This is a genomic window from Amorphus suaedae (genome assembly GCF_053629675.1).
The window spans coordinates 2,135,801-2,148,068 of sequence record NZ_JBRJIT010000001.1 but is presented as its reverse complement, the minus strand read 5'-3'; the positions used below and the strand labels follow the sequence as shown (position 1 = coordinate 2,148,068).

8 protein-coding genes are annotated in these 12,268 nt (G+C 70.2%); 4 read left to right on the top strand and 4 right to left on the bottom strand.

The genetic code is table 11. The features are described from left to right. Nucleotide 1: 1 nt before the first annotated feature. Nucleotides 2-1,099 (bottom strand): cobalt-precorrin-5B (C(1))-methyltransferase, encoded by a 1,098-nt coding sequence (locus AB7M35_RS09645; RefSeq protein ID WP_453959220.1) that lies wholly within the window; start codon nucleotides 1,097-1,099, stop codon nucleotides 2-4. A gap of 32 nt (nucleotides 1,100-1,131) precedes the next feature. On the opposite strand from AB7M35_RS09645, the gene cobA reads away from it, so the two are divergent. The 3 genes from cobA to AB7M35_RS09630 all read left to right on the top strand — a co-directional run bounded on the left by cobA (nucleotide 1,132) and on the right by AB7M35_RS09630 (nucleotide 7,445). After that, nucleotides 1,132-1,965 (top strand): uroporphyrinogen-III C-methyltransferase, encoded by an 834-nt coding sequence (cobA, locus tag AB7M35_RS09640; protein WP_453959217.1) that lies wholly within the window; start codon nucleotides 1,132-1,134, stop codon nucleotides 1,963-1,965. After that, nucleotides 1,955-3,262 (top strand): cobyrinate a,c-diamide synthase, encoded by a 1,308-nt coding sequence (locus AB7M35_RS09635; RefSeq protein ID WP_453959215.1) that lies wholly within the window; start codon nucleotides 1,955-1,957, stop codon nucleotides 3,260-3,262. Before cobA ends, AB7M35_RS09635 begins: the two co-directional genes overlap by 11 nt. A gap of 352 nt (nucleotides 3,263-3,614) precedes the next feature. Beyond that, complete coding sequence (locus AB7M35_RS09630; RefSeq protein WP_453959212.1) at nucleotides 3,615-7,445, top strand: PAS domain S-box protein; 3,831 nt, start codon at nucleotides 3,615-3,617, stop codon at nucleotides 7,443-7,445. 219 nt (nucleotides 7,446-7,664) lie between these two features. Here the strand turns inward: AB7M35_RS09630 and AB7M35_RS09625 are convergent, their stop codons facing one another. The 3 genes from AB7M35_RS09625 to AB7M35_RS09615 form a co-directional block, all read right to left on the bottom strand. After that, entirely contained in the window at nucleotides 7,665-8,504 is an 840-nt protein-coding gene (locus AB7M35_RS09625; RefSeq protein ID WP_453959210.1) for a DUF2189 domain-containing protein, read from the bottom strand. 229 nt (nucleotides 8,505-8,733) lie between these two features. Continuing rightward, nucleotides 8,734-9,693 (bottom strand): tRNA dihydrouridine(20/20a) synthase DusA, encoded by a 960-nt coding sequence (dusA, locus tag AB7M35_RS09620; protein ID WP_453960688.1) that lies wholly within the window; start codon nucleotides 9,691-9,693, stop codon nucleotides 8,734-8,736. A gap of 481 nt (nucleotides 9,694-10,174) precedes the next feature. Then, on the bottom strand, nucleotides 10,175-10,453 hold the full coding sequence (locus tag AB7M35_RS09615) for a thiamine pyrophosphate-dependent enzyme (RefSeq protein ID WP_453960686.1): 279 nt from the start codon (nucleotides 10,451-10,453) through the stop codon (nucleotides 10,175-10,177). A gap of 36 nt (nucleotides 10,454-10,489) precedes the next feature. Between AB7M35_RS09615 and AB7M35_RS09610 the strand changes: the two genes are divergently transcribed. After that, the gene (locus AB7M35_RS09610; protein ID WP_453959207.1) at nucleotides 10,490-12,181 is read left to right on the top strand and encodes an amidohydrolase; all 1,692 of its coding nucleotides are present in this window, start codon (nucleotides 10,490-10,492) and stop codon (nucleotides 12,179-12,181) included. The last annotated feature ends 87 nt before the right edge of the window (nucleotides 12,182-12,268 follow it).

Here is a 12,268-nt window from a genome sequence, read left to right as displayed (position 1 = left end):
TCTAACCGTCATGGGCGATGATCCGTCCGCTCCGGTCGACCACCAGCACGTCGACGGCGACCGGATGGCCGGCCACCACGCGCTCGGCGCGCTCCCGCGCCGCCCGGGCGACCGGGGCGGCGAGGTCGATGCCGTCGGTGGCCGCGATGGACAGCGCGTCGGCGGCCGTGTTGGCCGCAAGGATCGCCGCGCACACCTGTTCGCTGGCGCCGGCGGTCCGCGCGGTCTGCGCCAGCCACTCGAAATCGACCTGGCTGCGGCCGGAATGCAGGTCCAGGAACCCCTGGGCGAGCTTGGTCAGCTTGGCGAAGCCGCCGGCGACGGTCACCCGGTCGACAGGGTGGTTGCGCAGGTACTTCAGCATCCCGCCGACGAAGTCGCCCATGTCCAGGAGCGCGATGTCGGAGAGGCCGTGATGGGCCTTCACGGCGGCCTCCGAGGTCGACCCGGTGGAGCCGGCCACATGGGTGAGCCCCGCCGCGCGCGCCACGTCGATGCCCCGGTGGATGGAGTGGATCCACGCCGAGCAGGAGAACGGATGGACGATCCCGGTGGTCCCGAGGATCGACAGCCCGCCGACGATGCCGAGGCGCGGGTTCCAGGTCTTCGCCGCCAGCTTCTCGCCGGTGGGCACCGAGATCTCGATCTCTACGTCATGCGGTCCGCCGAGCCCGTCCGCCAGCTCGTTGACCACGTCGCGCATCATCTGCCGCGGCACGGGGTTGATGGCCGGCTCGCCGGGCGGGATGGGCAGACCCGAGCGGGTCACGGTGCCGACGCCCTTGCCGGCGCGGAACACGACGCCGGTGCCGCGCACGCCCCGGCGCACGGTGGAGACGATCAGCGCGCCGTGGGTCACGTCGGGGTCGTCGCCGGCGTCCTTGATGATGCCGGCCGAGGCCCAGCGGTCGCCGTGGTCCTCCTGCGCCAGCGCGAAGGCGGGGCGCTCGCCCTTCGGCAGCAGGATCTCGACGGGATCGGGAAAGCTGCCGGTCACCAGCGCGGTGTAGGCGGCCTTGGTGGCCGCCGTGGCGCACGCGCCGGTGGTCCAGCCGCGCCGCAGCGTGCGGCGCATGTCGGCGGGCGGTGCGGTCAGCATGGCGGCGCGGTCTCCGCCCCGGGAGGTGCCGCATGAGCGTGGACACCGGCGACCGGACCTTCGCGGCGCTCGACCGCGCGGCCTTCCCCGAATTCGAGCCCGGAACCGTGTGGCTGGTCGGCGCCGGACCGGGCGCGCCCGGGCTGCTGACGCTGCTCGGCTACCATGCGCTCACCCGCGCGGATGCGGTCGTCTACGATGCGCTGGTGGGGACCGAGATCCTGGACTGGGTACCGCAAGGGACGCTTCTCGAATATGCCGGCAAGCGCGGCGGCAAGCCGTCCGCTCACCAGAACGACATTTCCACCCGCCTGGTCGACCTGGCCCGCTCGGGCAAGCGCGTGCTGCGACTCAAGGGCGGCGACCCGTTCATGTTCGGCCGCGGCGGCGAGGAATGCCAGACCCTTGCTGCGGCCGGCGTGCCGTTTCGCATCGTGCCCGGCATCACGGCCGGCATCGGCGGTGTCGGATATGTGGGGATACCGGTCACCCACCGCGATACCAACCACAGCGTTCTGTTCCTCACCGGTCATGATTCGTCCGGCACCGTGCCGGCGGGCGTGAACTGGTCGGCGGTGGCCACGGCCGCGCCGGTGCTGGTGATGTACATGGCGGTGAAGAATCTCCCCGACATCGCCGCCCGGCTGCTGGAGGGCGGCCGCGCGCCCGCCGATCCCGTCGCCATCGTGTCCCATGCCACGCTCCCGGAGCAGAAGGTGGTGGATTCCACCCTCGGCGAGGTCGGCGCCCTGGCGGAATCGGGAACGCTCACCACGCCGGCCATCGTCGTCGTTGGTCCCACAGTCAGCTTGCGCCAGGATGTCGGGCGCTATGTCGAGCGCATGGGGGTCGGCCGTGTCGGCTGACGAACCGGAATCCGTCGGGCTGGTCGTCGCGGCGCCGTCGTCCGGCTCCGGCAAGACCGTCACCACCCTCGGCCTCGCGGCCGCGCTGCGGGCCCGCGGCCTCCGGGTCGGCGTCGCCAAGGCGGGTCCGGACTACATCGATGCCCGCTTCCACGACGCGGTCTCGGTGCGGCCGGCGCCCAATCTCGATCTCTGGGCGATGCGGCCCGATCTGGTCACGTCCATCGCCGCCGACGCGGCCGCGGGCACCGACGTGTTCCTCGTCGAGGGGGTGATGGGCCTGTTCGACGGGCCGGCCGCCGGTCCCGGCTCCACCGCCGATCTCGCGCGCCACCTCGACCTGCCGGTGGTGCTGGTCGTCGATGCCTCCCGGCAGTCGGCGTCGGTGGCCGCCCTGGTCCACGGCTTCACCTCGTTCGACCCGACCGTCGATGTCTGCGGCGTCATCCTCACCCGCGTCGCCAGCGACCGCCACGAGGCCATGCTGCGCGCCGCCCTGGAGGCCGCCGGCCACCTGTGCCTCGGCTGCGTCCGGACCGACCCGGCGCTCGTCCTGCCGTCCCGTCACCTCGGCCTGGTCCAGGCCGGCGAGCATCCCGATCTCGCCGCCTTCGCCGAGGCCGCCGGCCGCGCGGTCGCCGCCGGCGTCGATCTCGATGCGCTCCTGATGACGGCGGCGGCACCGCCCGAGGCCGCGCGGCCGGCGACCCTCGCGCCGCTCGGCCAGCGCATCGCGGTGGCCCGCGACGCGGCCTTCGCCTTCGCCTATCCGCACCTGCTGTCCGGCTGGAAGGCCCAGGGCGCCGAGATCATGGCGTTCTCGCCGCTCGCCGACGAGGCGCCGGATCCCGGCGCCGACGCGGTGTTCCTGCCGGGCGGCTACCCGGAGCTGCACGCCGGCCGGCTTTCGGCTGCGGTCCGCTTCCACCAGGGGCTTCGCGACCACGCCGCCGCCGGCCATCTGGTCTACGGCGAGTGCGGGGGCTTCATGGCGCTCGGGCGCGGGCTCGTCGACGCCGATGGCGTCGAGCATCCGATGGCCGGGCTCCTCGACCACGTCACCAGTTTCGCGGAGCGCCGCCGCAGCCTCGGCTATCGCCGGGTCCGCCACGCCGGCCCGCTGCCCTGGCCGGCCGAGCTGCGCGGCCACGAGTTCCACTATTCCTCGCAGACGAGCCCGGCGTCGGGCACCCCGCTTTACGAGGTCGCCGACGCCACCGGCGCGGTCCTGCCGGCGGCGGGAGCGGTGCGGGGATCGGTGTGCGGGTCCTATCTCCACATCCTGGACGGCGCCTGAGCCGGTCCGTCCGTTCGCGACGGTCGTCCCGCCCGCCGGTCCGTCGGGATGTGGATTCGCGGGCGCCGGGCGCCGGCCTGGTGCGACTCTGAAATTGAACTGGATGCGGCTTCCGCCGGGATGGCGTAAAGTTGATAGACGGTGTGCAGAAGTACGCTTAGGAGGTCTTATTCGCGGCTCGCGCTGAAGTCGTGAGATGTCCCGTCTGACAATTTGATGATACGCTCAATGCAATAGGGCGGTGGCGTGTCTTGGCGTTGCCGTACCCGGCTTTCGAACGGCAAAGACTCCTGCACCCATGACGAAGCGCGTAGGTTCTACGGATCGGTCTGGCAGGCCGGGCACGAAAGAGATGGCTCGCGCCATTCGTCGGTCGTTCAACGAACTGGTTGCACGCAGCTCGTCGCCGTTTCAGGCCCTCCTTCAGCCGGCTGCCCTGCTGCTCCTGGGCATCGCCCTCGGCGAGGTCGCCCCCGGCGTCGGCTTCCCGCTCCTGTTCCTCGCCTCCGTGGTGGTGGCCTGCGTCAACATCCTGCTGATGTTCAACTTTCGCCGTTCGGTGCGGCGCGGGGACAGGCCCAACTACTGGCATGGATGGTTCGTCTTCGGCGCGGCGCTGAGCGGCCTCGTGTGGGGCATTGCGGCGCTGGTCCTGTTCCACCCCGAGCAGGGCACCGGCCTGTCCGGCTTTCTGGTGCCGCTCTTCCTCGGGGGCTTCTCCGGCGGCTATGCCGCGTCGCGCGCCGCCAGCCCCGTGTCGGTGATCGCTTTCGTCGTCCTCTCCATCGGCCCGCTGGTCGGCGTCCTGATCGCCAGCGGAACCGGCTCGGCCTACGGGCTGGCCGGCATCCTGTCGTTGTATAGCGCGCTTCTCGGCCTGCTTTGCCTCAACAGCTACAGGTCGTTGCTGGAGGCCACCTCGCTGCGGCTGGCCCGCGATCGCATGAACGCGCAGTTGCGCGAAAACGCCGCAACCCTGTCGAAGATCGCCGCCAACCTGCCGGGCATGATCTTCCAGAGCGTCATCCGGCCGGATGGCACCGGCTATCTGACCTACACGAGCGAGGGCATCCGCGACCTCTTCGGCCTCTCGCCCGAGGAGGTGTACAAGGACATCACGCCGATCCTGGACCGGATCGATCCGCGTGACCGCCCGCGGGTCATGGAAAGCGTGGCCCGGGCGACCGAGCAGGTGCGGACCTGGTCCGACGAGCACCGGGTGATCCACCCCCAGAGAGGCGAGATCTGGGTCGAGATCAACGCCACCCCGGAGCGGCGGGGCGACGGGAGCCTGCTGTGGCACGGCGCCGTGCGGGAGACGTCCGAGCACCGCCAGCTGATCGACCGGATCCGCGTCCAGGCCATCGCCATGGACGCCGCCGACGCGGGCATCGCGATTCTCTGCGCGGCGACCACCGACCATCCCATCGTCTACTGCAACTCCGCGTTCGACAGCATGGTCGTCGAGCCGGAGGCCTCGGCGCGCGGCCGCACGCTGAAGGAATTCCTGGAGGACGAGGGCGGCATCTTCGGCGCGCGCCTCGAGGCCGCGTTCGAGAGTGGCGCGCCGACGCCGTTCCGGCTGCGCTTCCGCCGCCGCGGCGGCGCGGCGTTCTGGGGCGAGGTGACGCTGTCCCAGGTGCATCGCCCCGATGGCATGCTCTCCTACTTCACCGCGGTGATCAGCGACGTCACGGACCGGCTGCGGATCGAGGCCGACCTCAAGGCGAGCGAGGCGCGCTACCGGTCCATCGTCGAGGATCAGGTCGACCTCATCTGCCGGTTCCGGCCCGACACCACACTCACCTTCGTCAATCCCGCCTACGCCCAGGCCTTCGGCCGTTCGATGGACGAGCTGGTCGGGCGGCCCTTCATCGCGTTCCTCCCGGCGGCCGATCGCTCCCGGGCGCTCGCCCATCTGAGCCTCGTCACCCCCGACGATCCGATGCGGTCGTTCGAATACAAGGTGGAGCTGCCGAACGGCGAGATCCGCTGGCAGTACTGGACCGACCGGGCGATCTTCGACGACGACGGCGCGCTGATCGAGTTCCAGTCGATCGGCCGCGACATCACCGATCGCAAGCGGATGGAGGCCGAGCTGCGCTCCAGCGAGGCGCGCTACCGCTCCATCGTCGAGCAGCACCTCGACATGATCGTGCGGTTCACCCCCGACAGCGCCATCACCTTTGCCAACGAGATCTATTCCCGGCAGATCGGCGTGCCCGTCGGCGAGATGGTCGGCTACCGCTTCATCGAGCACGTGCCCGAGGCGGAGCGGCAGATGGTGCTCGACCACTACGCCAGCTTCACGCTCGCCGAGCCGTGGAAGACGTTCGAACACACCGCGGTCCTCAAGGACGGTCGGGTCCGGCTGCACCAGTGGACCGACCGTGCCCTCTTCGACGCAGCCGGAAACGTCGTGGAGATCCAGTCGATCGGCCGCGACGTCACCGACGCGAAGCAGCGCGAGGACCGGATCCGCCTGCTGGCGGCCGTGTTCGAGGCGACCCGAGACGGCGTGTTCGTGCTCGATGCGCGCCTCAAGGTGGTCACCGTCAACGAGGCGTTCGCCCGCATCACCGGCTACAGCCAGGCGGAGGTCGCCGATCAGGACCTCAGGCGCATTCCGCCGGTCCAGGCGACCGCCGAACTCATCGGCGAGATCCGCCGGTCGATCCGCGAAAGCGGCTTCTGGAAGGGCGAGACCTGGGGCCGGCGCAAGGACGGCAGCCTCATCCCGCTGCTGTGCTCGGTCAACGTCATCCACGGCGAGGGCGGCGAGGTCCTCAACTACGTCGGCGTCTTCACCGACATCACCCGCCTCAAGCAGACCGAGCAGCGGCTGGTGGAGCTTGCCCACAACGACGAGCTCACCGGCCTGCCGAACCGGCGCAAGTTCGTCGCCGAGCTGAAGACCGCGCTCACCGTCGCCGGCCGCGACGGTCACGGGGTGGCGGTGCACTTCCTCGATCTCGACGACTTCAAGTACATCAACGACACCTACGGCCACGAGATGGGCGACCGGCTGCTGATCGGCGTGGCCGAGCGGCTGCGCACGGCGCTGCGCGATTCCGACATCGTCTCGCGCTTCGGCGGCGACGAGTTCCTGATCCTGCAGAAGTCGGTGCGCTCGAAGCTGCAGGCGAGCGCGCTCGCCGAGCGGGTGCGGGCCTGCTTCGAACGCCCCATCGAGATCGACCGCGACCGCGAGATCTTCGTGGAGACCTCGATCGGCATCGCCCAGTTCCCCGAGGACGGGGCCGACGCGATGGACCTGATCGGCCATGCCGACGCGGCCGCCTATCACGCCAAGCGCAGCGGCAAGGGCAGCTACCAGTTCTACGACGGCGCCTTCACCCGCGCCTCCGCCCAGCGCCTCGACGTCCAGGCGAAGATCCGCGGCGCGCTCGCCCGTCAGGAGTTCGTCGTCTACTACCAGCCCGTCGTCGACATCACCGGCACCCGCACCATCGGCATGGAGGCACTGGTGCGCTGGCAGAGCCCGGACCGCGGGCTGGTGCTGCCGGGCGAGTTCGTGCCGATCGCCGAGGAGACCGGCCTGATCTTCGAGATCGACCGGATCGTGCTGTTCGAGGCCTGCCGGCAGATGCGCCTGTGGCAGACGCGGATGCTTCAGCCGGGGCTGGTCTCGGTCAACCTGTCGCCGCGCGAGCTGGTGGTCGACGACACCGAGACCACCATCCGCTCGGCGCTGGAGTATTCCGGCCTGCCGGGCGAGTTCCTGGAGATCGAGGTCACCGAGACGGCGCTCATGCATTCCGGCGACCGTGGCGACCGGCTCTTGAAGCGCCTCAAGGAAGGCCTCGGCGTCAAGATCGCCATCGACGACTTCGGCCGGGGTTCGTCGTCGCTGGAGCGGCTGCACGAGATGCCGGTCGACAAGCTGAAGATCGACCGCTCCTTCGTCACCGCCATCGACACCTCGGTGGAGAAGTACGCGATCTGCGAGCTGATGGTCGTGCTCGGCCAGAAGCTGGGGCTGACGATCCAGGGCGAGGGCGTCGAGCGCGAGGAGGAGTTCGCCACCCTGCGCAAGCTCGGCTGCGGCCAGTTCCAGGGCTTCCTGTTCGGCAAGCCGATGACAGCGGCGGCGATGGAGCAGCGGCTCCGGCTGGAGGGCGCGGCCAACGACGCGAGCGCGCGGGGGACGTCGGCGCACTGAGCGCTCGCAGGCGAAGTGGGCACCGGTTCGCCGTCCGCGAGCGCGGCAAGACCAGAAGCGCTCGCAGGCGAAGTGGGCACCGGTTCGCCGTCCACGCGCGGGAAGACCTGCCATGGTTTCGGGCAAAGGGGGAGCGCTTCGACGTCGCCAGGCGCGTCGGCGCGAAGGCGCGCGCCGTCTATCCGCCCGTCGGGCGGGACGTCCGGCGCGGGCGGGCGGTCAGTCGACCGCGCGGCGGTAGAGATGCCAGGTGGTGAAGCCGATCACCGGCAGCGCCACCAGGAGCCCCACCAGGAACGCCGCCATGCCGGCGGCCACGACCACCGTCACCAGCGCGCCATAGACGAGAAAGGCCCCCGGGCTCTTCATCACCGCCCGGGCGCTGGTCGTGCAGGCGGTGAGCACGTCGACGTCGCGGTCGAGCAGCATCGGCGCGCCGACCACGCCGATCAGGAAGGTGGCGCCGGCGAACAGGGCTCCCACGGCGGTACCCATAATCGCGTAGCGCGCGCCTTCGGCGGTCGTCAGCACCAGGGAGATGATCTCGCCCAGCGACCAGCCGGGATGGCCGAACATCTCGTCGTGCAGGAAGTCGGCGCTGGCGATCCAGACGACGGAGAGGATCAGCAGCACGCATCCGAAGATGGCGATCTGGCTGCCGCCGTGGCGCAGCCCGGCGCCGACGACGGCGGGCAGGGTGATCTCCTCGCCGGTTTCCAGGCGCCGGCTGATCTCGTAGAGGCCGAGCGCGACGCCCGGGCCGAGCAGCAGGAAGGCGCTGAGCGCCGGCACGATCAGGTAGTCGCGGTCGTTGGCCAGAAGCACCGCCAGGATCACCGCGCCCGCCGCCGCGTAGACGAGGCCGAAGCCCATCCCCGCCAGCGGGTGTTCGCGCCAGTCGGCCATGCCGGCGCCGAAGGCGTCCCGCACGTCGCCGAGCGTGATCCGCCGCACCGTCGGCTTGCCCTGGTGCGTTGCCGCTTTCGGGCGATGGCCATTGGCTCCCAGATCGCCGTGGATCATCGTCGTCCTCCCGAAACTCGTGCTTCTGGTCGCCATGGCGGCAACCTCCTTCTTGCGGGGCCTTTCGGGAGCCTCCCCGAAAACTGTTACCCAAGCTAGAAGGAAAATACGTCCCCGGGGTTGCTTCAGATCAACCGTCGAGCGCGGAGGTCGAGTTGGGGGCATCGGCGCCGTGGCGGCCCGAGGGGATGTGCCGGTCGGGGGCGGCGGGGAGGGAGATCGGGTCGCGTGGCCGCGGCGCCCGGATGCGGCAGGGCGTAAGGGCTCAGGCCGCCTGGCGGCGTCCCGCCAGCTGCCGCCGCGCGGCCAGCGCATCGGCCAGCACCTCGGCGCCTGCATCGGCGCGGCAGGCCTCTTCGGCCAGCGCCCGCCGCCAGGCGCGGGCGCCCGGCGCGCCGTGGAACAGCCCCAGCATGTGCCGGGTCAGCGTCGCGGGGCGGGCGCCCGCCGCCACCAGCTCGGCGAGGTAGGGGATCATCTCGGCGGCCACCTCCAGCGGATCGGGATCGGGCGCGGTGCCGCCGTAGAGCCGCCGGTCCACCTCCGCCAGCAGCGCCGGCGTGTGGTAGGCGGCGCGGCCGAGCATCACCCCGTCGACACGGGCCAGGTGCGCCTCCGCCTCGTCCAGCGTCGCGATGCCGCCGTTGATGCCGACGAACAGCCCGCCGAGGCGCGCCTTCAGCCGGTAGACGCGGTCGTAGTCCAGCGGCGGGATGGTGCGGTTGTCCTTGGGCGACAGCCCCTGCAGCCAGGCCTTGCGGGCGTGCACCCACAGCGCGTCGGTGCCGGCATCCGCCACCGCGTCGGCGAACCGGTCGAGGCCCGTCTCCGGGTCCTGGTCGTCGATGCCGATGCGGCACTTCACCGTGACCGGGATCGACACCGCCGCCTTCATCGCGGCGACGCCGCGCGCCACCATGTCCGGATCGGCCATCAGGCAGGCGCCGAAGAAGCCGTCCTTCACCCGGTCGGACGGGCAGCCGACGTTGAGGTTGATCTCGTCGTAGCCGAACGCCTCGCCGACCCGCGCCGCCTCGGCCAGCAGCGCCGGCTCGTTGCCGCCGAGCTGCAGGGCGATCGGGTGTTCGGAGGCCGAAAAGCCGAGCAGCCGCTCCCGGTCGCCGTGCACCACGGCCTGGGCGGTCACCATCTCGGTGTAGAGCAGCGCGTGCCGCGTCAGCTTCCGGTGAAACGCCCGGCAATGCCGATCCGTCCACTCCATCATCGGAGCCACAGCGAAGCGATGCTCGCCGAGCCTGGCCGTCTTCTCCGGAAGCCCGGCGGTCTCGGCCGTGTCTTTGATGCCCGGTTGCGTCACGTTCGTCCTATTTCGCCCATTTCGGTTCGGAGCTGCGACAGTGTCGCAGGCGTCCATGCGGATGTGGTAGCGCCGGGGCACGATTGTAGAGCGTACCCGCATGAATGGATCGAAAGCGTATCTAGCGCAGATCTCCATTCGAAAGAACGGGGCAACCGTCCTTCGGGAGAACCGCACCTTCGATCGTCGCCGCGGTCGCTTGGATAAGCACACTCGAGAGGGAGTTGCGAACCCGGAGAAGCGGGCTCGCACTCGACCGTCGCGAACGACCGAGCCCATCTCGCAGTCATCTTTTCGGTCTACCCGCACCCGCAGGCACTGGAGATCAACGGTCGTTCCCGGCGGGAACGACCGTCTCGGGCTTGCAGGAAGCGCAGTCGCCGCGCCGTCAGGCGACGCGGTCGCCCTTCTTCATCTTCACGGCCCGGTTGTCGACGCCCGGCAGCATCTTCGCCGGATCGCGGGTAACGACGACGTCGAGGACCACCGGCCCCTTGTGTGCGATCGCCTGCTCCAGCGCCGCGGCGATGTCGCCTGGCTGTTCCACGCGGATCCCGGTCAGCCCCATGGTGCGGGCGATCTCGGCATAGTTGGTCTCTGCGAGGTCGGAGGCGTGGTAGCCCGCCTCGCAATCACCGAAGACGGAATTTCGTTTTTCCTGGGTGATGTGGTTTTGTGGTCTCTTCGATTGGTGGAGGCCCGGGTGACGACAGGATCAGTACCCGACCGAATCGTCCTCGGTCGCATTCAGACGCTCGATGAACGAGATGCCACCGGCGAGGCCGTTCTGATCTCGTCCGGCAGGGTGGTCGCCATCGGCGGCCGGGCGGACATCCTCCGCTTGCGCGCGCCGGGCACCGAGGTCGAGGACTTCGGAACCGCCGCGATCGTTCCGGGCTTCAACGACGCCCACGCCCATCTCGACAGTTTCGGCCTGACGGAGCTGCGCCCCGCGCTGGGCGCGCCCGCCTCGGTTGCAGAGCTTCAGGCGCGCATCGCCGAACTCGTCGCCATAACGCCGGCGGGCGAATGGATCGTCACGATGCCGCTCGGCGAGGCGCCGCATTATTTCGACCAGGCGACCTTTCTCTCGGAAGGGCGCCTGCCGACACGGTGGGAGCTCGACGCGGTCGCTCCGGACCATCCGGTCTACATCTCCAGCCCGCACGGCTACTGGGGCGAACCGCCCTGCTACGGCATCCTCAATTCCAGGGGGCTGGCTGCGAACGGGATCGACCGCGATACGCGGCCGCGGAGTGCCTCCGTCGACATCGCCAGGGATGCCTCCGGCGAGCCGACGGGCGTGATCGTCGACCGCAGCCCGTTGCAGCTCTCGGAGCTCGACATCCTGACGGACGTCCCCAGGTTCACGCCCTCGGAGCGCCGGGAGGGGCTGCGGCGGGCCATGCGCCTCTTCGCGGCCAAGGGCACCACCAGCATCTACGAGGGGCACGGCTGCGCGCCGGACGTCGTCGATGGCTTCCGGCAACTGCACGAGGCGAACGAGCTCCTCGTCCGCACCAGTCTCGTGGTCAGTCCGACCTGGTCGACCGTGGCGGAGGCGGAAGCGGCGATGTCCGACTGGCTGGCCTTTGCCCGCGGCAGGGGGCTGGGCGACGACATGTTGCGGATCTCCGGGATCTTCGTGGCTTTCGGCGGGGATCCGGTGGTTCGCGAACTCGTCAACCGGCGCAAGCGCGACCTCGGTTGGGGGGCAAGCGTTCGACAGGTGAGCACGCCCGAGGAATTCGAGCAGCTGTGTTTCGCCGCGGCCCGCACCGGCCTGCGTGTCCACACGCTTGCCTCCGACCGGCTGCGCGACCTGGTGCCGATCCTCGAGCGGATCTCGGCCCGCTATCCGCTTCCCGGCCGGCGCTGGGTGGTGGAGCACATCAGCCGGGCGGAGGCCCCGGATCTCGATGCCCTCGGCCGGCTCGGCGTCGGTGTGACCCTGATCCCCGTCCACTACCTCTGGAAGTCCGGCCACAAGTTCGCCGGCCTGGACGAGGCGCAGCTCGACCTGCTGTCCCCGGCCCGTTTCCTCGTGGAGCGCGGGATCCCCGTCGCCGCCGGGACCGACGCGGTTCCGAACGATCCGCTGTTCACAATGTGGTCGATGATGGCACGCCGCTCGCGCACGTCCGGCCGGGTGATGGGGGAGGGCGGATGTCTCGATGCGCGCACCGCGCTCCGCCTGGTGACCACCGCCGGGGCCTGGTTCAGCTTCGAGGAGCATCGCAAGGGCCCGCTGTCGCCGGGATATTGCGCCGATCTGGCGGTGCTGTCCGCCGATCCGACCGCCGTGCCGACGGACGCGGTCAGGGAGATCGCGTGCGTGGCCACCATGGTGGGCGGCCGGTGGACGCATCGATCCGACGGTCAGGTGGACGGATAAAGCGAAGATCGTTGCGAAAATCGATTTTCCGACTTACGCTTTCGATCAAACAAGGCCGAAACGGCCAGATCCGGCTCCAGCCGGGCG